The organism is Rathayibacter sp. RFBD1 (assembly GCF_002932915.1).
Lineage (GTDB): Bacteria > Actinomycetota > Actinomycetes > Actinomycetales > Microbacteriaceae > Rathayibacter.
Genome location: NZ_PSWQ01000009.1, coordinates 97145 through 119594, shown reverse-complemented (window position 1 = coordinate 119594; position 22450 = coordinate 97145). Strand labels below are relative to the sequence as shown.

The following is a 22450-nucleotide window of genomic DNA, read 5'->3' as shown; positions in this document are numbered from 1 at the left end:
CCATGACACAGACCATCCACCCCGACCGCGCCGTCCGCGAGCCGTCGGCACCGACTCCCCCTCGCCGCACCGCGCCGGCGAAGCGCACCGGACGGTACGCGGACCCCGTGTTCAACACGATCGCGATCGCCGTCCTGCTCCTGGCGATCGTCGCGATCGTCTACCCGATGTACTTCATCGTGATCGCCTCGTTCAGCGAGCCGTCGCAGATCCTCAACGGGAACGTCTGGCTCTGGCCGGCCGGCTTCACCCTCGAGGGCTACGGGCGGATCTTCTCGGACGGCGCGATCTGGCAGGGCTTCGGCAACTCGGTCCTGTACACGGTCGTCGGCACCGCGATCAGCGTCAGCACGATCCTCTGCGCGGCCTATGCCCTGTCGAGGAAGGACCTCTACGGGCGGACCGTCTTCCTCCTGATCTTCATCCTCACGATGTTCATCGACGGAGGCCTGATCGCCCGCTACCTGGTGGTGCGCGACCTCGGGATGCTGGACACGATCTGGGCCGTGGTCCTGCCCGGCGCGGTCGGGGTCTGGAACCTGATCATCGCCCGCGCCTTCTTCGAGAACAACGTGCCGGGCGAGCTGCGCGACGCCGCTCAGATGGACGGCGCGAGCGACTTCCGCTTCTTCTTCAGCATCGTCCTGCCGCTGTCGAAGCCGCTGATCTTCCTCATGATCATGATCCACCTCGTGGCCAACTGGAACGCCTTCTTCGACGCCCTGATCTACCTCGACGACGAGAGCAAGTACCCGCTCCAGCTGGTGCTGCGCAACGTCCTGATCCAGTCCGAGGTCACCTCCGCAGGCGGCTCCGGAGCGATGGACTCCTACGCCGCCGCCCAGCGCCTGGGCGAGCTGATCAAGTACGGAATGATCGTCGTCTCGACGATCCCCCTCTTGATCGTCCTGCCCTTCATGCAGAAGCACTTCACCAAGGGCGCCCTTCTCGGCGCCGTGAAGAGCTGACCCTCCACCCCTCCCGCACCACCCTTTCGACAAGAGGAACACGAACGATGAGACACCGCAGTTTCTTCACCACCACCGCACTCGCCCTCTCCGGCGGACTGCTCCTGGCCGGCTGCACGACCGGCGGCGGGAACGACCCCGTCCAGGACCGCTCGAGCGAGGTCGGCTTCAACGAGACCGGCCTGCCGATCGTCGACGACACGCTGTCGCTGACCTTCGGCGGCACCAAGTCCGCCCTGTCCCCCGACTACTCCTCGATGCAGCTCGTGCAGCAGTGGGAGGAGGACACCAACATCTCGATCGACTGGAAGAACCTCCCGGAGCAGGTCTACGCCGAGAAGAAGAACCTCCTCCTCGCCAGCGACGACGTGCCGAACGTGCTGTTCAACTCGGGCCTCACCGACGCCGAGATCGTGCAGTACGGCGAGAACGGCACGCTCCTCCCGCTCGAGGACCTGATCGAGGAGCACGCGCCGACCCTCTCCGCGATCCTCGAGGACCGGCCCGACATCCGCGCCGCGCTCACCGCCTCGGACGGCCACATCTACACGCTGCCCTCGGTCGAGGAGCTCGGGATCCTCCAGTATCCGAACTTCCTCTTCATCAACACCGCCTGGCTCGACGCACTCGGCCTCCCGATGCCGACGACGATCGAGGAGTACCGGGCCGCGCTCGAGGCCTTCAGGACCGGCGACCCCAACGGCAACGGCAAGGCCGACGAGATCCCGCTGTCCTTCCGCACCGACTCCTTCTGCGGCAACCCGCACGACCTGATCGCGGCGCTCGGCGGGCAGCCGGAGAACAACGACCACCGCATCGTGGTCGACGGGAAGGTGCAGTTCACGGCCGACACCGACGGCTACAAGCAGGGCGTCGAGGCGCTCTCCGACTGGTACGCCGACGGGCTCATCGACCCCGAGTCGTTCTCGCAGGACGACGTCGCCTTCCTCTCCAAGGGCAAGGCCGACACCCCGGTCCTCGGCTCCTTCTTCTGGTGGGAGGCGAAGGAGATGGTCGGCGAGGACCGCCTCGGCGACTACGCGATCCTCGGCGTGCTCGAGGGCGTCGACGGCGAGAAGCGCGCCAGCGTCACCAGCAACCAGGAGATCAACCGCGGCGCGATGGCGATCACCCGCTCCAACGAGTACCCCGCCGCCACGATGCGCTGGGCCGACCGCCTCTTCGACCCCGAGATGAGCGCCCAGAGCAGCTGGGGACCCCTCGGCGTCACGCTCCAGAAGGACGAGGCCACCGGCCTCCTCGTGCAGATCCCCGCCGCCGCCGGCGAGGCCGAGGGCGAGCGACGCCAGAAGGTCGCCCCGGGCGGCCCGAAGATCACCACCGAGAAGGACTTCGAGACCGTCGTGGCCCCCGAGCCGCGCGCGAAGGAGCGCCAGGACCTGGTGAACGAGTACTACCTCCCCTACAAGGCGAACGACGCCTACCCGCCGGTGATGCTCTCGAACGACGAGCTCGACCGCGTCTCGTACGCGCTGACCGACATCAACACCCTGGTGAAGGAGAAGTTCGCCGCCTGGATCGTCAACGGCACCGTCGACAGCGAGTGGGACTCCTACGTCTCGCAGCTGGAGTCGATGGGCGCCTCCGACGTGACCGCGACGTACCAGCAGGCCTACGACCGCTTCCAGAACGGCGGCGAGTAGTCCCCGGGGGCGCGGGCGGCAGCCGCCCGCGCCCCTCGTCCGGCCGCACCGAACCCCTCTCCTCAGGAGCCCTTGTGACCATCACCACGACGACCGACGCCTGGCGTCCGTCCGCCCACTTCACCGCCCGATCCACCTGGCTGAACGACCCGAACGGGCTCCTCTTCCACAACGGCACCTACCACCTGTTCTTCCAGAACAACCCGACCGGCAGCACCTGGGGCAACATGTCCTGGGGCCACGCGACCTCGACCGATCTGGTGTCGTGGAGCGAGCAGCCCGTCGCGATCCCCGTCCTCGACGGCGAGATGGCCTTCTCCGGCAGCGCCGTCGCCGACGTCCGCAACACGGCGGGCTTCGCCGGCCCCGGCGAGACGGCCCTCGTCGCGGTCTACACGGCCGCCCGCGACGCCCTCCCGGACGGCACCGGGGCCTCGCAGGCCCAGGCGCTCGCCTACAGCGTCGACGACGGCGCCACCTGGACCCGGTACGCGGGCAACCCCGTCCTCGACATCGGCTCCGCGGAGTTCCGCGATCCGAAGGTCTTCTGGTTCGGCGGGGACGACGGCCACTGGGTGATGGTCGCCGTCGAGGCGGTCGACCGCCGCGTCGCGGTCTACACCTCGCCCGACCTGATCGCGTGGACCCGGCGCTCCCACTTCGGCCCCGCCCATGCCACGGGCGGCGTCTGGGAGTGCCCGGACCTCTTCCCGCTGCGCGTGCGCGGCACCGACGAGGTCCGCTGGATGATGATCGTGAGCCTCAACCCGGGCGGCATCGCCGGCGGCTCCGGCAGCCAGTACTTCCTCGGCGACTTCGACGGAGCCGAGTTCACCGCCGACCGGATCAGCGCGTCCGAGGACCCCGCCGACTACGACTGGCTCGACTACGGCCGGGACTACTACGCGGCCGTCTCCTTCAACGACGCTCCCGAGGGCCGCCGCCTCACGATCGCGTGGGCCAGCAACTGGGACTACGCGAACGAGACGCCCACCGGCCCGTGGCGCTCGTCGATGTCGCTCGTGCGGGAGCTCGACCTCGTCCGCGGGGCCGACGGCCGTCTCCGCCTCGCGCAGCGGGCGGTCCTCCCGACGGGGCCGGCGTCCCGCGACGTCCGCGTCTTCGACGTCGACGTGTCCCGCCTCCCCGGCGACCGCACCGAGCTGCGCCTGCTCACCGGCACGACCGACGACGAAGTGGTGCTCACGGTCGTGGGCGACGAGGGAGTGCTGACCTGCGACCGCACGCGCAGCGGCGCGGTGGACTTCGCGGCGTCCTTCCCCTCGGTCGACTGGGCTCCGCTGCCCGCGCCGGACGAGTCGGGGCGGACCCCGGTCCGCATCGTCGTCGACGCCTCGGTGGTCGAGGTGTTCCTCGGCGGGGGTCTCAGCACCCTCACCCAGCTCGTCTTCCCGTCGGCGCCGTTCACGACGCTGCAGGTCCGCGCGGCGGCGGAGTGAGCGGGCCCCGCGCGGGCTCCGGCTCTCGCGTCCTCGGCGTCGGCGAGACCGTCGTCGACGTCGTCGAGCGGAACGGGAGCCGGTCGGAGCACGTCGGCGGCTCGCCCGCGACCGTCGCCGTCGCCCTCTCCCGGCTCGGCCGCTCCGTCCGCTTCGCCACCGCCCTGGGCGACGACGAGCGCGGACGCCGGGCCCGAGCGCATCTGGAGGAGTCCGGAGTCGCGGTGTCGGCGCCCGCGCGCGGCACCACGTCGACCGCGGCGGCGGTCATCGGCGCCGACGGGTCGGCCCGGTACGAGTTCGACCTCAGCTGGAACCCGGACCGCGTCGATCCCCACGGAGCCGCGCACCTCCACACCGGGTCGATCGCCGCCTTCCTGCATCCCGGCGCGGACGCGATCGCGGACCTGCTCGACCGTCTGCCGCCCGGGACCTCCGTCAGCCTCGACCCCAACATCCGGCCCGAGGTGCTCCCTCCGCGCGCTGAGGTCCACCGCGTCCTCGAGCGGCTCCTCCGGCGCTGCGATCTGGTGAAGCTGAGCGACGAGGACGCCGAGTGGCTCCACCCCGGCGACTCCGTCGACGCCGTCCTCGACCGCCTCCTGGCCGCCGGCCCCGCGTTGGCGGTCGTCACGCGCGGCGGCGAGGGCATGGTCCTCGCGTCCCGCCGGGCCCGGGTCGTCGTCCCCGCCTGCCGCATCGCTGTCGCGGACACCATCGGCGCCGGCGACACGGCGATGGCCGGGCTGATCGACGCCCTCCTCGACAGCGGGACCACCGCTCTCGACGAGGACGCCCTCCTCGCGGCGGGCCGGTGGGCGGCCCGGGCGGCGGGAGTCACCGCCTCCCGCATCGGCGCGGACCCGCCCCTCCGAGCCGAGCTGGCCGGGGTCTGACGGCCGGGCGGAGCGGACCCCGGCATCGAGCGGACGCGCGCGTTCCGAGCAGAGCGGTCGCGCACTCCTCGCATGCCGCCTTCCGCCCCGAGGCACTGCCCCTACCGCGATGTCCCGGCGATCGGAGCGGCGTCTCGACGCACGACCGGGCCCGACGGCACCGGGATGCTCCCGTGTCAGGAGCAGTGCGTGCTCACCCGGACGCGCACGGGGCCTGCGCGCATCGGCGAGGACACCCGAGAGACGGGCGGAGCGCGATCGTGGGCGCAGAAGTGCGCCGGACCCCTCGGGAGTCCGGCGCACGGCCTGGCGGTGATCAGCTGCCGGTGATCAGCCGGGATCAGCTCCCGGTGCGCTCACCGCGGCGTCGGAGGGTGAGGAGCATCAGACCGCCGCCGACCAGGGCGAGCAGGCCCAGCACTCCGGCGGTCGCCGTCGCTGCGGCGTCCACTCCGGTCGAGGCGAGAGCCGGACCGCGGGGACCGTTCGACCCGGACACGGGAACGACCGCGGCGTGGGAGGGCGCCGGTCGCGGCGCTGTGGTCGCGGTCGGAGTCGGCGAGGCCGTGGGCGTCGCGGTCGGCGTGGTGGTGGGGGTCACCGTCGGCGTGGTCGTCGGTGTGGCCGTCGGAGCCACGGTGGGCGTGATCGTGGGAGTCACCGTCGGAGCCACGGTGGGCGCGATCGTGGGAGTCACCGTCGGAGCCACGGTGGGCGCGATCGTGGGAGTCACCGTCGGAGTGACGGTGGGAGTCACCGTCGGCGTCACAGTCGGCACGACGGTGGGAGTCACCGTCGGGGTGACGGTGGGAGTCACGGTCGGGGTGATAGTGGGCGTGACCGTCGGCGTCACGGTCGGCGTGACCGTCGGAGTCACTGTCGGCGTCACGGTCGGAGTCACGGTCGGCGTGACGGTGGGGGTCACCGTCGGAGTCACGGTCGGAGTCACGGTCGGCGTGATGGTCGGGGTCACCGTCGGAGTGACCGTGGGCGTCACCGTCGGAGTGACCGTGGGCGTCACCGTCGGAGTGACCGTGGGCGTCACGGTCGGAGTGACCGTCGGCGTCACGGTGGGCGTGACCGTCGGGGTCACGGTCGGCGTGACCGTCGGAGTCACGGTCGGCGTCACGGTCGGCGTGACCGTCGGAGTCACGGTCGGCGTCACGGTCGGCGTCACGGTCGGCGTCACGGTCGGCGTCGCGGTCGGAGTCGCCGTCGGCGACGATCCGCCGTCGGAGGGCTCGCAGCCCGGCTCGGTGAAGTCGTTGGAGTCGAGCGTGACCGCTCCCGTGCGGGCCAGTGCGCGGCCCTCGACGGAGACGCCCGTCGTCACCGTGATCGAGACCGAGGCGAGCACGGAGCCCACGAAGTCCGAGTCGGTGCCGAGCGTCGCGGAGCTGCCGATCTGCCAGTAGACGTTGCAGGCCTGCGCTCCGTTGATCAGGGCCACCGTGCTCGACGAGGCCGTCGTCAGCGTCGACGCGGCGCGGATCACGAAGACCGCCTCGTTGACGCCCTCGGCGTCGAGCGTGAGCGTCCCCGTCACTCCGACCGGTCCGGCCGCGGTGTAGACCCCGGGCTTCAGCGTTCTGCCGCCGATCTCGGCGCCGATCTGCGCGGTCGTCGCCTGCGAGGCGAGCTGTCCGTAGGCGGTGCCCACGTCGGCCTGGGCCTGAGCCGCCTCCGCGTCTCCGCGGTGGATCACTCCGTCCGTCCGTCCGGGCGGGAACCCGGTGACGGCGGTCAGCGGGCTGACCCCGACGCTCTGGTCCAGGACGCTCGACCCCGTGTTCGTCACGGTCGACGCGGCCAGGACCGAGTAGTCCTCCGCCGTGCCGAGGTCCGGAGCAGTGGCCGCCTGCGCCGAGACGCCGGCGAAGAGCGCGGCGCCGACGACGGCGAGGACGACACCCGTCCCGATCGCCCCTCTTCTGCGGTTCTGCCGATGACGGCGGAGCGAGGTGCGAGAGGACACGTGCGGCATGAGGCCAGCGATCTGCCCACGTCAGCGTGAGCTCAATAACCCGAGGTGGGAGGCTCGAACCGTAGGTCGCGCTCCTCGCCCGCGTCTACGCCGCGACCCTGACGGGGGGCAGGATCCGCCGACGGCGTCCCCCGACCCGGGACATGGCCGCCACTGGAGTCCTCGCGCCGGTGACGGCGGACCCGGCCGGCGGAGCGGATCAGCGGTGACGCCCGCGGCACCCGAACCGGTCGGAGTGCCGTGCGTCCCGGAGCCCTCAGCCGAGAGCCGCCACCCGCTCGATCACGCCCTCGCCCAGCCGGGCGACGTACCCCTCCGGATCCGGCCCGGCCGGCGCCAGCTGCACGTGGTCGATCCCCAGCGCCGCGTACTCCTCCATCGCGCGGACGAAGCCGTCGGGGTCGCCGATCGGATCGCCGCCCCCGGTGATGGTCTTCGTGATCGTCGCGTAGTCGCGCCCGAGGTCGTCGCAGTGCCGCTTCAGCACGTCGAGCTTGTGCGCCACGTCGTCCGCGCCGGTGCCGAACAGGTTGCAGGCGTCGCCGTACTGCGCGACCAGCCGCAGCGTCTTCCTCTCGCCGCCGCCGCCGATGAGGATGGGCGGGCCGGGCTGCTGGATCGGCGCCGGGTGGTTCAGCGTCTCGGCGAGCCGGTAGTGCGTCCCCTCGAACGGCCCGTCGTCGTCGCTCCACATCTGACGGCAGATCCGCAGCGTCTCCTCCAGCCGCTCGAACCGCTCCTTCAGCGGCGGGTACGGCACGCCGAGCCCGAGGTGCTCGCGCTCGTACCAGGCGGCGCCGATGCCGAGCATCGCGCGCCCGCCGGAGAGCACGTCGAGGGTGGTGACGATCTTCGCGAGCAGTCCCGGATGGCGGTACGTCACGCCGGTGACGAGGAGCCCCAGCCGCATCCGCTCCGTCCGGCCGGCGACGAAGCCGAGCGAGGTGTATCCCTCGAGCATCGGATCCTCGCTCGTCGCGAAGTGCTCCATCTGGAAGTAGTGGTCCATCAGCGTGAACCAGGCGCAGCCGACGTCCTCGGCCGTCCGCGCGGTCGCTCCGAGGATCGGCGCGATCTGCGCGCTCCCCCCGGGCAGAGTGAAGTTCATGAAGTGAATGCCGAGCTGCACGCGCGTCTCCTGTCGTCCCGGGATGTCCAGGAGCCAGTGTGCGCCGAGCCACCGCTCAACACGCCGACGCGCCCGCCTCTGAGCGGCGTCTCATCCGTTCCGCGGCGTCTCGGCCGATCGCACCCGTCGAGGCGCGGCCGCGCTCACTCGCAGACGCGGAAGAGGTTCCGGTCGAACCCGACGACGTCGCCGACGACGAGCTGGCGACCTCGGCGCAGATCGACCTCGCCGTTGACGGTCACCATCCCCTCGGCCACCGCCTCCTTGGCCTCGCCGCCCGAGAGGATCCCCGCGAACTTGAGGAACTGGCCCAGGCGGATCGACCCGCCGCCCAGCGGGACGTCGACGGGCTCGGGGACGGCAGCGGCACCTGTCACGTCAGACCGCCGGGATGTCGGCGAAGCGCGAGAAGTGGCCGTGGAAGCCCACGGTGACCGTGCGGGTCGGGCCGTTGCGGTGCTTGGCGACGATGAGGTCGGCCTCGCCCGCGCGCGGGTTGTCCTTCTCGTAGGCGCTCTCGCGGTGCAGGAGGATCACCATGTCGGCGTCCTGCTCGATCGAGCCGGACTCGCGGAGGTCCGAGATCGCGGGGAGCTTGTCGGCGCGCTGCTCGGGGCCTCGGTTCAGCTGCGAGAGCGCGATGACCGGCACCTGCAGCTCCTTCGCGAGGAGCTTGAGGGCACGCGAGAACTCCGAGACCTCCTGCTGGCGGCTCTCGACCTTCTTGCCGGAGGTCATCAGCTGCAGGTAGTCGATGACGACCATCTTGAGCCCGACCCGCTGCTTGAGCCGGCGGCACTTCGCCCGGATCTCGACGAGGGTCATGTTGGGCGAGTCGTCGATGTAGAGCGGCGCGTCGTTGATCCGGCCACGGGTGGAGGCGATGGTCGTCCAGTCGCGCTGGTCGACCGTGCCCTTGCGCATGTGCTGCAGCGGCACGGACGCCTCGGCCGAGAGGAGGCGCATCGCGATCTCGCTGCGCCCCATCTCGAGGGAGAAGAAGATCGTGGCCATGTTGTGCTTGATCGCGGCGGCGCGGGCGAAGTCGAGCGCCAGCGTCGACTTTCCGAGCGCGGGGCGCGCGGCGACGATGATCATCTGCCCGGCGTGGAAGCCGTTGGTCAGGTCGTCGAGGTCGGCGAAGCCGGTCGGGACGCCGGTGAAGCTGCCGTCCTTGTGAGCGGCCGCCTCGATCTCGTCGATCGCGACGGTCACCGCGTCGGTCAGCGGGACGTAGTCCTCCGCCGTCTCGGAGCCGGTGACGTTGTAGATCTCGGCCTGCGCCGTGTTGACCAGGTCGAGCACCTCGCCCTCGCCCTGGTAGCCCATCTGCGCGATGCGGGTGCCCGCCTCGACGAGGCGGCGCAGCAGAGCGCGCTCGGCGACGATGGAGGCGTAGTAGCCGGCGTTGGCCGCGGTGGGGACCATCGAGGTGAGCGTGTGCAGGTAGTCGGCGCCGCCGGCCCGCTGCAGCTCGCCCTGCTTCGTGAGCTCGTCGGTGACCGCGATGACGTCGGTCGGCTCGCCGTGCGAGTAGAGGGCGAGGATCGCGTCGAAGACGATCTCGTGCTTGGGGATGTAGAAGTCGGTGCCCTTGACGCTCTCGACGACATCGGCGACCGCGTCCTTCGAGAGCAGCATGCCGCCCAGCGCCGACTGCTCGGCGAGGAGGTCGTGCGGAGGGGTCCGCTCGTTCCCGCGCGACTCGCCGCGGTCTCCGCGACCGTCCCGTCCTTCCGAGCCGGGTACCGCCAGGTGCGCGATCGTCATGCCTTCGCCTCCTCCTGTCGGGTGCTGCGCGTCCGGTCGAGCCGGTGCCGGGATCCGGTCTACCAGCGACCTCCGACAGCGGCGCACGGGCGCCTGCCCGCACCCCTCGCGGGGCGCTGCGCCACCCTACGGACCGCCGACCGCGGCACGCAAACCGCCCTGTGGAGAGAGCTGTGCAGAACCGAGGGGAAACGCCGGGCCCACTGTGGGCAACGTGTGGACAACCCTGTGGGATCAGCGGCCCTCAGCAAGTTTTTTCCGGCTCTTGACCAGGCATTTCCTGCTTTCCACAGGTGTGTGGGGAAAAGAGTCTCAAGACCACAGTGAAGGTTGGCCCCGCCGAAGGGTGTATGTGGATGGAGCTGTGGAGAACGGGAACGACGAAGGGCGGTGCGAGGGGACTCGGAAGTCCCGTCGCACCGCCCTCCGCGGCGTTCTCGCGGCCTTACTTGGCCGCGACCACCTGCAGCTTCACAGTGGCCTGGATGTCGTCGCGCAGACGCACCACGGCCTCGTGCTCGCCGACGTGCTTGATCGCGTTCGAGATGACGATCTTGCGCTTGTCGAGTTCGCCGAATCCGGCCGCCGCCACCGCGTTCGCGATGTCGGAGGTCTTCACCGAGCCGAACAGGCGGCCGTCCTTGCCGGCCTTGACCGTCAGCTTCACGCGGTTGGCCTCGAGGACCTGCTTGGTGTGCTGGGCCTCTTCGATGGTCTTGTGCTCACGAGCGGCTCGCGCCGACTTGATCTGCTCGACCTGCTTCTCGCCACCGCGGGTCCACGCGACGCCGAAGCCCTGCGGGATGAGGTAGTTGCGGGCGAACCCGTTCTTCACGTCGACGACGTCGCCGGCCGAGCCGAGTCCGTCGACCTCGTGGGTCAGGATGACCTTGGACATACCGTTACCTACCTTCCGCTGCCGGCGTAGGGCAGGAGCGCCATTTCGCGGGCGTTCTTGACGGCACGGGCGATGAGGCGCTGCTCCTGAACGGAGACGCCGGTGATACGACGGGCGCGGATCTTCCCGCGCTCCGAGATGAACTTGCGGAGGGTCGCGACGTCCTTGTAGTCGATGACACCCACGCGGACCGACTTCGCGGGGGCCGCGTTCTTCGCGCCCTTGCCGCGGATCGGCTTGCGGCGGTCGCCGCTGCTCTTTCCAGCCATAGTGGTTTCCTTAGATTCTGGTTCGCCCCTGCCCCGCCGCGAGCGATCGCGGTGCGGGGGAGGCGTGATTCAGGTGAGGAGAGCGTCCGAGCCGAGGCTCAGAACGGCGTCTCGTCGTTGTAGCTGCCCGGCGTGCTCCACACGTCGCCACCGGCGGGAGCGCTCGGCGCCCACGGCTCCTCGGCCTGACCGCCACGGTTGCCGCCGGCGTTGCCGGAGCCCCCCTGACCGCCGCCGCCGAAGCCGCCCTGGCCGCCGCCGATCTGACCGCCGTTGCCCTGGCCGCCACCGGCCTGGCCGCGTCCGCCTCCACCGGAGGCGCGCGTGACCTGCGCGGTCGCGTAGCGCAGCGAGGGCCCGATCTCGTCGATCTCGAGCTCGATGCTGGTGCGCTTCTCGCCTTCCTTCGTCTCGTAGGAGCGCTGCTTCAGGCGGCCGGTCGCGATGACGCGGCTGCCCTTGGTCAGCGTTCCTGCGACGTTCTCGGCGAACTCGCGCCAGACGGAGGCGCGGAGGAACAGCGCTTCGCCGTCCTTCCAGTCGTTCGCCTGACGGTCGAAGGTGCGCGGCGTGGAGGCGATGGTGAAGTTCGCGACCGCGAGCCCGCCCTGCGTGTAGCGCAGCTCGGGGTCGGCGGTGAGGTTCCCCACCACGGTGATGATCGTCTCGCCGGCCATGAGCGCTACGCCTTGGGAGCGGCCGAGGCCTTGGCGGCCTTGCGGGCGGCCTTCTCGTCGGCGAGCTTCGCGGCGGCCGCGACCTGGGCGATGCCCTCTTCGGCCCGCAGCACCTTGGTGCGCATGACGGCCTCGGACAGCTTCAGCTGACGGTCGAGCTCGTTCGCTGCGGCGGAGGTCGACGTGAAGTCGACGACGGCGTAGATGCCCTCGGACTTCTTGTTGATCTCGTACGCCAGACGACGGCGGCCCCAGACGTCGACCTTGTCGATGGATCCACCATCGGTGCGGATGACGTTGAGGAACTTGTCGAGACTCGGAGCGACGGTGCGCTCATCGATCTCGGGGTCCAGGATGACCATGATCTCGTACTGATGCGTCACTAACCCACCTCCTTCGGACTGAACGGCCACGGTATTTCCGTGACAGGAGGGTATGTAGCATCTGCCCACTCCCGCGGACGCGAGTGCGTCTGGTCGTGGACAACCTGTACAGACTACAACAGGACCGCCGCGACGCGCCGGACGGATCCGCTCGAGGCGCACCATCCCGGGCGCAGGGCGAGGCGGGCACGGGGCCCGGGATGGTGCCTCAGCGCGACGCCCACCATTCGCGGAGCCGCTGCGTCGCGACCTCCTCGCCGAGCGGCCCCTCCTCGAGCCGCAGCTCCAGCAGGAACCGGTACGCCTGCCCGACCTCGGGGCCCGGGGCGAGGCCGAGGATCTCCATGATCCGCGTGCCGTCGAGGTCGGGGCGCTTGGAGGCGAGCTCCTCCTTCTCGGCGAGCTCCGCGATGCGCGCCTCGAGGTCGTCGTAGGCGTGCGCGAGCCGGTCGGCCTTGCGGCGGTTGCGCGTGGTCACGTCGGCGCGGGTGAGGATGTGCAGCCGCTCGAGCAGGGGCCCGGCGTCGGTCACGTAGCGGCGCACCGCGGAGTCGGTCCACGCGCCGTCCGTGTACCCGAAGAAGCGCAGGTGCAGCTCAATGAGGCGGGCCACGTCCTTCGTCGTCTGGTTGTCGAACTTCAGCGCGCGCATCCGCTTGATCGCGAGCTTGGAGCCGACCAGGTCGTGGTGGTGGAAGCTCACCGCTCCGCCCGGCTCGAGCCGCCGCGTGGCCGGCTTACCGATGTCGTGCAGGAGGGCGGCGAGCCGCAGCACGACGTCGGGCGCGGCTCCGGGGTGCCGCGACTCCTCCAGCGCGATCGCCTGCTCCAGCACGGTGAGGCTGTGGGTGTAGACGTCCTTGTGGTGGTGGTGCTCGTCCTGCTCCAGGCGCAGCGCGGGCAGCTCCGGGAGGAAGCGACCGGCCAGACCGGTGTCAACGAGCAGCTCCAGGCCGGCTCGGGGCGAGGCGGTCGCGAGGAGCTTCCGCAGCTCCTCCTGCACGCGCTCCGCCGAGACGTCGTCGATCCGGCCGGCGAGCTCGGCCATCGCCCACTCGACCTCGTCGGTGGTGCGGAAGCCGAGCTGCGAGGTGAAGCGCGCGCCGCGGAGCATCCGGAGCGGATCGTCGCCGAAGGAGAGATCGGCGGGGGAGGGGGTGCGCAGCCGGCCGGCGAGCAGGTCCTCCACTCCTCCCGAGGGGTCGACGAGGACGACCTCCGGGAGCCGCAGCGCCATCGCGTTGACCGTGAAGTCGCGCCGCACCAGGTCGCCCTCGAGCGAGTCGCCGAACTCGACCTCGGGCTTGCGGCTCACCCCGTCGTAGCTGTCGCTGCGGTAGGTCGTGATCTCGACCGTCTCGCCGGCCACGCGAGCGCCGATCGTGCCGAAGGCCCGGCCGATGTCCCAGTGCGCCTCGGCGATCGGAGCGACGATCCGCACGATGTCGTCGGGGCGTGCGGAGGTGGTGAAGTCGAGGTCGTGCACGCCGTGGCCGAGGAAGGCGTCGCGGACCGGGCCGCCGACCAGCGCGAGCTCGTGGCCCTGGGCCGCGAACGCCTCCGCCAGCCGCGTCACCGTGGGCGTCCCCGCGAGCGCGCGGAGGGTCTCGAGAGCGGTCTGGACGCTGTGCATTCGCACGATCCTAGTGGCGGGGGGTGTCCCGGCAGCGGGTGACCGTGCCAGGGGGTTACGGGGGGAACCGCCTGCACAGCGGACGCACCGCCTGCCCCGAGGAGGGCTGCCCGTAGAATCACCCGCATGGAGGCCGAGTGAGTCCGATGCATCGGCGCGACCCCTCCCTCCGCTCCCGCCGCTCGCGGGCGGCCCTCCTCCTGCTCCGCTCGGCAGGTGCCGCCGCCCTCGCGCTCGGCCTGACCGGCGTGGCCTCCCCCGCCCTCGCGACCCCGGTCGCCGCCGCGACGGCGACCTCGACGCCCGCTCCCGGCACCGTCACCACGACCGCCGGGGCCGGCAGTGACGGCGTCCTGCGGCCCGGCCAGGACCTCGAGCTCTCGATCGCCGTGCGCAACGGCACCACCGAGGCGATCGACAGCGCCGACGTGACGGTCGCCCTCTCCTACGCCACCCTCGACACCCGCGCGGAGCTGCACGACTGGCTCGACGCCGAGGCCGACAACGACACCGACCCGGTCCGTACGACCGCCCAGCTGCGCCTGCTGCCCTCCAGCACCGCCGAGGCCGGCCTCACCGTGCCGGTCGACCAGATCCCCTTCTCCAACGACCGGACCGCGCTCGGCACCCACGCCGTCCTCGTCACGGTCACCGGTCCAGGTGGTGTCGTCTCGACCGCCCGCACGGCCGTCGAGCTGACCGACGACGCGGCGGCCCCGGAGCGCGAGACCGGCGTCAGCGTCCTCGTCCCGCTCACCGTCCCGGACACGGCCGACGGCCTGCTCTCGGCCGAGGCCCTCGCCGACTACACCGACGGCACGGGGACCCTCACCCGGCAGCTCGACGCGGTCGCGGGGAAGGGCGTCACGATCGGGGTCGACCCGCGCATCCTCGCCTCGATCCGGATCCTCGGCAGCGCCGCTCCGGAGTCGGCCCTCGACTGGCTCGACCGGCTGCAGTCCGTGCCGAACGAGCGCTTCGCCCTGCCGTACGCCGACGCCGACGTCTCGGCCCAGGCGCAGGCCGGGCTCTCCGCGCTCCTCTCTCCCACCTCCTTCGAGTACGCGATCGACGACACCCGCTTCGCCGCGGTCCCCGGCACCGCCAGCCCGGTGCCCACGGTCGCCGTCGACTCCGACCAGCCGGCCGAGGAGCTGCCGGCGCGTCCGAGCACCGAGTCGCTGCTCGCCTCCGACTGGAGCACCTCCCTCGGCAGCGTCGCGTGGCCCGACGAGGGCACCCTCCGGGGGTCGGACCTCGACGTCTACGCGGCCAGCGGAGTGAACCGCACGGTCGTCCCCTCCTCCGGTCTCCTGCTGCCGGAGGAGGTGACCACGACCTCGCGCGCCACCGTCGGCGACTCGGACCTGGTCGTGGCCGACTCGCGCCTCACCGAGGCGTTCGACGCGGCCGCGACTGCCACCGACGACACCGAGTGGCGCGCCCGCATGTCCGAGATCGCCACCGATCTCGCCGAGGTGCAGGAGGAGGGGACCGCGCCGGACGTCGTGCTCACCCTCGGCCGCGGCTCCGCGATCGGCGCCGCGCGCCTCTCCGAGACCCTCGACGCGATCGAGTCGCTGCCCTGGGCCCGCGGAGTCGCCCTCTCCACCGCCCTCGCCGTCCCCGCGACCGAGGGCGCCAGCGTCGTCGACTCGCCGGAGTCGGAGTCGCGGCTCGACCGGGTGCGCGACCTGCTCGACGCCGGCTCCGAGGTCGAGGCGTTCTCCTCCGTGCTGCAGGAGCCGGAGCTGCTGTCGGGCAAGAGCCGCAACGACGTGCTGGCGCTGCTCTCGGTGACCTGGCGCGGAGACGGCAGCGGCTGGGGCGACGCCGTCGGCGCGGCCATGACCGAGGCCGACCGGACGCTCTCGCTGGTGTCGATCGACGCGACCGGCAGCATCCTGCAGGTCTCCCGCGACTCGAGCATCCCCGTGTACGTCCGCAACGAGCTCCCCTGGCCGATCGCCGTCCGCATCCAGGCCTCGACCTCGAACGCCGTCCTCGACATCGACGAGGAGGCGATCGAGACCACCGAGATCGACGCCCGCTCGCAGGGCCGCGTCCTCATCCCCGTGAAAGCCCGGGTCGGCAACGGCGAGACGAGCCTCGGCCTGCAGCTGACCTCGGCGCAGGGCGTCCCCATCGGCACCCCCACGGGCATGACGACCAGCGTCCGCGCCGACTGGGAGACCGTCGGCACCCTGGTCATCGGGATCGCGCTCGTCGTCGTCTTCGGAGCCGGCATCCTCCGCAACATCCGCCGTCGCCGTCGAGGCGACACCCCAGAGGACGAGGAGGACCCGAACGCCGTGCTCGAGGTCCAGCCCGACCTCGACGACCAGCGATCGGACCCGCGTGGCTAGCTTCTCCCTCGGACGCGCGAGCGCCGTCCTCGCCTCCGGCACGATGGTCTCGCGGATCCTCGGCTTCATCATGTCGATCGTCATGGCGAACACGATCGGAGCCGCGGTCGCGCCGGGCGCGGACGCCTTCACGACGGCGAACCTGCTCCCCAACACGATCTACTCGATCATCGCGGGCGGCGCTCTGAACGCCGTCCTCGTCCCGCAGATCGTGCGGGCGGGCCTCGACGCCGACGGCGGCCGCGGCTACATCAACCGCCTGCTGACCCTGGCGCTCGGCCTGCTCCTGGTGACCACGATCGCCGCCACGGTCCTCGCTCCCCTGCTCGTGCGCCTCTACGCGCCCGGCTACGGACCGGAGCAGTACCAGCTGGCCGTCGCCTTCGCGTTCTGGTGCCTGCCGCAGGTCTTCTTCTACGGCCTCTTCACGATCCTCGGCGAGGTGCTCAACGCCCGCGGCTCGTTCGGCCCCTTCACCTGGGCGCCCGTGCTGAACAACGTCGTGGTGATCGCCGGGCTCGTCGCCTTCATGGTGCTGTTCGGCGCCGATCCGGAGGGGAACCGTCCGGTCGACTCGTGGTCCCCGGCGATGGTCACCCTCCTCGGCGGGAGCGCGACACTGGGCATCGTCGTCCAGTCGCTGTTCCTGATGCTCTTCTGGCGGAGGGTCGGCCTCAGCTACCGCCCCGACTTCCGCTTCCGGGGCGTCGGTCTCGGCACGGCCGGGCGGATGTCGCTGTGGTCGTTCGCCACGGTGCTGCTGACCATCGTCGCCGGCATCGTCGAGAGCCAGGTCTCCTCCACCGCGTCCGGCGAGGGGCCCTCGGCCGCGGCGCTGCAGAAGGCGTGGCTGATCTTCATGCTGCCCCACTCGGTCATCGCGATCTCGATCGCCATGGCGTACTTCACCAAGATGAGCGGCCACACCGCGCGGGGGGAGATGAAGGAGTTCCGCTCGGACGTCTCCACCTCGCTCCGCCTGGTGCTGATGATGCTCGTCTTCGCCGCCGCCGCGATCGTCGTGGTCGCGGTGCCGTTCGGCTCCGTCTTCACCGACTCGTTCGCGGACGCGCAGGCCATCGGAGCGATCGCCATGGCCTACGTGATCGCCCTGCCGCTGTTCTCCTCGATCGCCATCATGCAGCGCGCGTTCTACGCCCTGAGCGACGGAGCGCGGCCGTTCCTGTTCACCCTGGTGCAGGTCGTCGTGGCGGTCGCCGGGTACCTGATCGTGCTCCGGCTCCCCGCCGACCGCACCGCCGTCGGCATCGCCGCTGCGACCTCGCTCGGCATCTGCGTGCAGGCTCTCGTGGCGGCCCTCCTCCTGCGCCGCCGGCTCGGCGGCCGCGGAGGCAGGCGGATCCTCGTCAGGCTCGCGCAGTTCGTCCTCGCCGCGGTGCCCTCCGCCGCCGCCGGCTACGGCGTCCTGGTCGCCCTCGGCGGCACGCGCGCGGGCGGTTTCGCCGTCTCGAACTACGTGGAGCCGTTGCTCTCGATGGCCGCGATCGGCACCGTGATGGCGCTCGTCTACTTCGCGGTCCTCTGGTTCCTCCGGGTGCCGGAGCTGCGCGCCGTCCTCGCTCCGGTGCTCCGCCGACTGGGCCGCTGATGCTGCTCCGGTAAAAACCCGGTCAGAGGCCCTTTCCGGTTCTGCTGAGTCGACCGGACCGTAGCGCTGCCCACGCTACCGGGCCCGCGGAATAGTGCCCGCCTAGGATGTGTTGTAGCCCACGGAGCCGCGGAACGATTCGAGCGACCGGCTCCGGGTGCTCGGCTCCCGCCCCACCCGTCACCGCTCGTACAGATCCCGAGGAGTTGCCGTGCGCGACATCGTCATCATCGGATCCGGCCCCGCCGGCTGGACCGCCGCCATCTACGCGGCGCGCGCCGAGCTGCACCCGGTTGTCGTGGCCTCGTCGGTCGAGATCGGCGGCGACCTGATGAACACGACGGACGTCGAGAACTTCCCCGGCTTCCCCGACGGCGTCCTCGGCCCCGAGCTGATGACCTCGATGCAGGCGCAGGCCGAGAAGTTCGGCGCCGAGACCTTCTACGACGACGTCACCTCCCTCGATCTCGAGGGCGAGGTCAAGACCGTCCACCTCGGCTCCGGCGAGAGCATCGAGGCGAAGACCGTCGTCGTCGCGACCGGATCCGCGTACCGCAAGCTGGGCCTCCACGACGAGGACCGCCTGTCGGGACACGGTGTCTCGTGGTGTGCCACCTGCGACGGCTTCTTCTTCAAGGGCAAGACCATCGCCGTCGTCGGCGGTGGCGACTCCGCCATGGAGGAGGCGACCTTCCTCACCAAGCACGCCGCGAAGGTCTACGTGATCCACCGCAAGGACTCGCTCCGCGCCTCGAAGGTCATGCAGAAGCGCGCCTTCGACAACGAGAGGATCGAGTTCATCTGGAACGCCGAGGTCACCGGAATCACCGGTGAGAACCACGTCGACGGCGTGAAGCTGCGCGACACGGTCGACGGCACCGAGTCCCACCTCGACCTCGACGGCCTGTTCATCGCGATCGGCAACGACCCGCGCACGCACGTCGTGCACGGCAAGCTCGACCTCACCACCGAGGGCACCATCTCGGTGGTCGGCCGCTCCTCCCAGACCTCCGTTCCCGGCGTCTTCGCCGCCGGCGACGTGATCGACCCGACCTACCGTCAGGCCGTCACCGCCGCGGCATCCGGAACGGTCGCCGCCCTCGACGCGGAGCACTACCTCGCTTCGCTCGCCGATGGCACCGCCCACACCGAAGGCTCACCCCGGGCCGAGCTCATCACCCGCTGACCGTCAGGTCATCGCACATCGGAGCCGGCAGCCCGCCGACTCGTGAAGGAGAGAACACCATGTCCACCGCGAAGAGCGTCACCGACGCATCGTTCCAGTCCGACGTCCTCGACTCCGAGAAGACCGTCCTGGTCGACTTCTGGGCCGAGTGGTGCGGCCCCTGCCGCATGGTCGCACCGATCCTCGACCAGATCTCGGCCGAGCACGGCGACAAGATCGAGATCGTCAAGCTGAACGTCGACGAGAACCCGCAGACCGCCGCGAAGTACCAGATCACGTCGATCCCGGCGATGAAGGTCTACCAGAAGGGCGAGGTCGTGAAGACCGTCATCGGCGCCAAGCCGAAGCCGGCCCTCGAGGCCGACCTGGCCGCGTTCCTCTGAGTTCGCACCCCTGACCGCCCGTGCGGTCTCTGAGAGCCCCTGTCACGTCGTGACGGGGGCTCTCCTCGTTCCCGGGGCTGTTTCACGTGAAACAGCCCTGCTCGGGGGCAGGCCACGCTCCCTGCGGTGGCGCCCGACCGCCCCGCCGCAGCACAGGACCGGCCGGTACTGTGGATCCACCCGGCTCCGGCCGGAGAGACCCTGTCCACCGAGCGAAGCGGAACCATCGTGACCAACCGCGGCACCAACCTCGACCCCTGGTACAACTCCTACGCGGAGCGCACGGCCGGTCTGGCCGCCAGCGAGGTCCGAGCCCTGTTCGCCGTCGCGTCACGCCCCGAAGTGGTCTCGCTCGCCGGCGGCATGCCGTTCGTGTCCGCGCTCCCCCAGGACCTGGTGACCGGCGCCATCGACACCGTGATGCGGGAGCAGGGACCCGTCGCGCTGCAGTACGGGTCGGGCCAGGGCGTCCCCGTCCTCCGCGAGCAGATCCTCGATGTCATGGCCCTCGAAGGCATCTCCGCCAGCGCGGACGACATCGTGGTCACCACGGGCTCTCAGCACGCCCTGGAGCTCGTCTCGAAGCTCTTCCTGGACCCGGGGGACGTCGTCCTCTCCGAGGGCCCCAGCTACGTCACGGCGATGGTCATCTTCCGGTCGTACCAGGCCGAGGTCGAGCACGTCCCGATGGACGAGCACGGGCTCATCCCCGCCGCCCTCCGCGAGCACATCGCCCGCGTGCGCGCCGCCGGCAAGACGATCAAGTTCCTGTACACGATCCCCACCTTCCACAACCCCGCGGGCGTGACCCTCAGCTGGGAGCGCCGCGTCGAGATCCTCGAGATCTGCAAGTCCGAGGGAATCCTCGTGCTCGAGGACAACCCGTACGGCCTCCTCTACTTCGAGGACGTCCCGCCGAAGGCGATGCGCTCGCTGGAGGAGGACGGGGTGATCTACCTCGGCACGTTCTCGAAGACGCTCGCTCCCGGCTTCCGAGTGGGCTGGGCTCTCGCTCCGCATGCGATCCGCGAGCGGCTGATCCTCGCCAACGAGGCGGCCGTCCTCAGTCCGTCGTCCTTCAGCCAGCTGGTCATCTCGAAGTACCTCGAGACGGCCGACTGGCGCGGACAGATCGACACCTTCCGGGGCGTCTACCGCGAGCGGAAGGAGGCGATGCTGAAGGGCCTGCAGACCCATCTGCCCGGCCTCAGCTGGACGAACCCGAACGGCGGCTTCTACGTCTGGGTCACGCTGCCCGAGGAGCTCGACTCCAAGGCGATGCTGCCGCGCGCAGTGAAGGAGCTCGTCGCGTACACGCCGGGTACCGCGTTCTACGGCAACGGAGACGGACGTCAGAACATCCGCCTCTCGTTCTGCTACCCGACACCGGAGCGCATCGGTGACGGCATCCGCCGCCTCGCCACGGTCATCAACGGAGAGCTCGATCTGCTGTCGACCTTCGCGGGCACGGGCCGGCTGAGCAGCGCCGACGCGAGCAAGCGTGACGCCGTCCTGCCGCCGAACGTCTCCTGACACCGCTCCTTCGATAAGAAAGCCCTGGTCATGACCGATTTCTCTGTGCTCGACCGTACACTCGACATCGTCGTCATCAGCGGTGGCATCAGCCACGAGCGCGACGTCTCCCTGCGGTCGGGCCGTCGCGTGGCGGATCGTCTCTCCGCGATGGGCCACCGCGTCTCCCTGCACGAACCGGACGCCGGCCTCCTCTCGACGCTCCTGCAGAAGCGTCCCGACGTCGTCTGGCCCGCGGTGCACGGGGCGAGCGGTGAGGACGGTGCGCTCCTCGGGCTCCTCGAGGCGGCTGGCTTCGCCTACGTCGGCTCGCAGACGGACGCGGCGCGCCTGGCCTGGTTCAAGCCGACCGCGAAGACGCTCGTCGCTCGCGCGGGCTTCTCGACCCCGCGCTCCGTCACCCTCCCCCGCGAGACCTTCCGCGAGCTCGGAGCCGCCGGGATTCTGGAGCAGGTCGAGGCGCACCTGCCGGGCTCCCTCGTGGTGAAGCCCGCTCAGGGCGGTTCGGCCCAGGGCGTCAGCATCGTGACGGAGTCGTCGCAGCTCCCGCGAGCGATGGTCGAGGCGTACACCTACGGCGACGTCGTGCTCATCGAACAGCAGATCCAGGGGACCGAGGTCTCGGTCGGTGTTCTCGACCTCGATGACGGTCCTTTCGCCCTGCCGCCCGTCGAGATCGCACCCGTCGCGGGCCAGTACACCTTCGAGGCGCGCTACAACGCGGGGGAGACGCACTTCTACACGCCGGCACGGATCTCGCCGGAGATCACGGAGGAGGTGTCCCGCGTGGCCGTTGCGATCCACGAACTGCTGGGACTCCGCCACCTGTCGCGGCTCGACTTCATCATCGACGACGCCGGACTCCCCTGGTTCTTCGACGCGAACGTCCTTCCCGGAATGACCGAGACCTCACTCGTTCCCCAGGCCATCGAGGCATCCGGCCGCTACCTCGGCGACGTCTACTCCACCCTCGCGAAGCTCGCAGCCTCCTGACTCCATACCGTTTCACGTGAAACGGTCCGCTGCGCGGACGCTCCTGATCACGTGGCTGCTGAGTTCTGAACGAGTGCTCGAATCCATGCCAGACGAGTAATCGCGTCGCGGCCGATCAGGACCCTCTATCGCCGCCTTCTCCCTACGATGCGGGTCGAGTAGCCGCTCAATAACGGGTCCACGTCTTCATCAGCAGACCAGTAGTGCCAACTCGGGGAAGAACCCGAGGCCGCGTATCGACTCCCACCAACGTTAGACATCTGTCGCCGCGCCGGTCGATTATCCGCAGATCAGCGTGGTAGACCCCGCCCCCGCCGCCACCTTTTCACCAGGCCCACGGGCATCCATCGCCACCTGGTCCTCGTCGTCATGCTGGTCGAGTAGACGCATTGTCGCGTATCGAGATCCGGCGACCCCCAGTGGGTACCTGGCGGGGCGTTGCCTGGAGCGATGTATCCATGCCCACTGTCTGGCCATATCCGCAGACATACCGGTGAAGAGCAGTAGTGCGTCGAATCGAGGCTCACCACGATCGCCACCCGCGCCATCTCTGAGGAGACACAACATGGTCGATCGACGCTGATCGACACCAGGCACCCGTCGCCATGCTGGTCGAGTAGCCACAACGCGAGGTATTGAGACCCACGGC

Annotated in this window: 19 protein-coding genes; 10 read left to right on the top strand and 9 right to left on the bottom strand. The window is 70.4% G+C overall.

The window, feature by feature from the left end:
- Positions 1–2 precede the first annotated feature (2 nt).
- The 4 genes from C5D50_RS04120 (at position 3) to C5D50_RS04105 (ending at position 4988) form a co-directional block, all read left to right on the top strand.
- On the top strand, positions 3–968 hold the full coding sequence (locus C5D50_RS04120) for a carbohydrate ABC transporter permease (RefSeq protein WP_104268804.1): 966 nt from the start codon (positions 3–5) through the stop codon (positions 966–968).
- A gap of 47 nt (positions 969–1015) precedes the next feature.
- Positions 1016–2632 (top strand): ABC transporter substrate-binding protein, encoded by a 1617-nt coding sequence (locus C5D50_RS04115; protein WP_104288931.1) that lies wholly within the window; start codon positions 1016–1018, stop codon positions 2630–2632.
- A 74-nt stretch (positions 2633–2706) separates the two neighbouring features.
- Positions 2707–4092, top strand: a complete 1386-nt coding sequence (locus C5D50_RS04110) for a glycoside hydrolase family 32 protein (RefSeq protein ID WP_104282807.1) — start codon at positions 2707–2709, stop codon at positions 4090–4092.
- On the top strand, positions 4089–4988 hold the full coding sequence (locus tag C5D50_RS04105) for a carbohydrate kinase family protein (RefSeq protein ID WP_104282806.1): 900 nt from the start codon (positions 4089–4091) through the stop codon (positions 4986–4988). The genes C5D50_RS04110 and C5D50_RS04105 overlap by 4 nt, the downstream gene beginning before the upstream one ends.
- 340 nt (positions 4989–5328) lie before the next feature.
- On the opposite strand, the gene C5D50_RS04100 is transcribed toward C5D50_RS04105, so the two are convergent.
- From C5D50_RS04100 to C5D50_RS04060, 9 genes are all read right to left on the bottom strand, one after another.
- Complete coding sequence (locus C5D50_RS04100) at positions 5329–6963, bottom strand: ice-binding family protein (protein ID WP_181137285.1); 1635 nt, start codon at positions 6961–6963, stop codon at positions 5329–5331.
- Positions 6964–7228: 265 nt separating this feature from the next.
- Positions 7229–8101, bottom strand: a complete 873-nt coding sequence (locus C5D50_RS04095; RefSeq protein WP_244229529.1) for an LLM class F420-dependent oxidoreductase — start codon at positions 8099–8101, stop codon at positions 7229–7231.
- A 143-nt stretch (positions 8102–8244) separates the two neighbouring features.
- Positions 8245–8478: an RNA-binding S4 domain-containing protein gene (locus C5D50_RS04090; protein ID WP_104282804.1), complete on the bottom strand. Its 234-nt coding sequence runs from the start codon at positions 8476–8478 to the stop codon at positions 8245–8247.
- Position 8479: 1 nt separating this feature from the next.
- A complete protein-coding gene (gene dnaB / locus C5D50_RS04085; protein ID WP_104260882.1) occupies positions 8480–9871 on the bottom strand; it encodes a replicative DNA helicase in 1392 nt (463 codons plus the stop codon).
- 445 nt (positions 9872–10316) lie between these two features.
- Positions 10317–10769 carry a 50S ribosomal protein L9 gene (rplI, locus tag C5D50_RS04080; RefSeq protein ID WP_104222692.1) on the bottom strand — a complete coding sequence of 151 codons (453 nt, stop codon included), beginning with the start codon at positions 10767–10769 and terminating at the stop codon, positions 10317–10319.
- Positions 10770–10777: 8 nt separating this feature from the next.
- On the bottom strand, positions 10778–11038 hold the full coding sequence (gene rpsR, locus C5D50_RS04075; protein WP_055784551.1) for a 30S ribosomal protein S18: 261 nt from the start codon (positions 11036–11038) through the stop codon (positions 10778–10780).
- A gap of 98 nt (positions 11039–11136) precedes the next feature.
- A complete protein-coding gene (locus C5D50_RS04070; protein WP_104222691.1) occupies positions 11137–11715 on the bottom strand; it encodes a single-stranded DNA-binding protein in 579 nt (192 codons plus the stop codon).
- 5 nt (positions 11716–11720) lie between these two features.
- A complete protein-coding gene (gene rpsF / locus C5D50_RS04065; protein WP_068207796.1) occupies positions 11721–12098 on the bottom strand; it encodes a 30S ribosomal protein S6 in 378 nt (125 codons plus the stop codon).
- Positions 12099–12306: 208 nt separating this feature from the next.
- Positions 12307–13731: a CCA tRNA nucleotidyltransferase gene (locus C5D50_RS04060; RefSeq protein ID WP_104237760.1), complete on the bottom strand. Its 1425-nt coding sequence runs from the start codon at positions 13729–13731 to the stop codon at positions 12307–12309.
- Positions 13732–13877: 146 nt separating this feature from the next.
- Here C5D50_RS04060 and C5D50_RS04055 point away from each other — a divergent pair, with 146 nt between their 5' ends.
- The 6 genes from C5D50_RS04055 (at position 13878) to C5D50_RS04030 (ending at position 21801) form a co-directional block, all read left to right on the top strand.
- On the top strand, positions 13878–16097 hold the full coding sequence (locus tag C5D50_RS04055) for a DUF6049 family protein (RefSeq protein WP_104282802.1): 2220 nt from the start codon (positions 13878–13880) through the stop codon (positions 16095–16097).
- Positions 16090–17706 carry a murein biosynthesis integral membrane protein MurJ gene (murJ, locus tag C5D50_RS04050; RefSeq protein WP_258062189.1) on the top strand — a complete coding sequence of 539 codons (1617 nt, stop codon included), beginning with the start codon at positions 16090–16092 and terminating at the stop codon, positions 17704–17706. Before C5D50_RS04055 ends, murJ begins: the two co-directional genes overlap by 8 nt.
- Positions 17707–17917: 211 nt before the next feature.
- Positions 17918–18892, top strand: coding sequence for a thioredoxin-disulfide reductase (trxB, locus tag C5D50_RS04045; protein WP_104225794.1), 975 nt, complete (start codon positions 17918–17920; stop codon positions 18890–18892).
- A 59-nt stretch (positions 18893–18951) separates the two neighbouring features.
- Positions 18952–19275 carry a thioredoxin gene (trxA, locus tag C5D50_RS04040; protein ID WP_104222687.1) on the top strand — a complete coding sequence of 108 codons (324 nt, stop codon included), beginning with the start codon at positions 18952–18954 and terminating at the stop codon, positions 19273–19275.
- Between the two features lie 228 nt (positions 19276–19503).
- Entirely contained in the window at positions 19504–20808 is a 1305-nt protein-coding gene (locus C5D50_RS04035; RefSeq protein ID WP_104225793.1) for a PLP-dependent aminotransferase family protein, read from the top strand.
- 30 nt (positions 20809–20838) lie between these two features.
- Complete coding sequence (locus tag C5D50_RS04030) at positions 20839–21801, top strand: ATP-grasp domain-containing protein (protein WP_104282801.1); 963 nt, start codon at positions 20839–20841, stop codon at positions 21799–21801.
- Positions 21802–22450 lie beyond the last annotated feature (649 nt).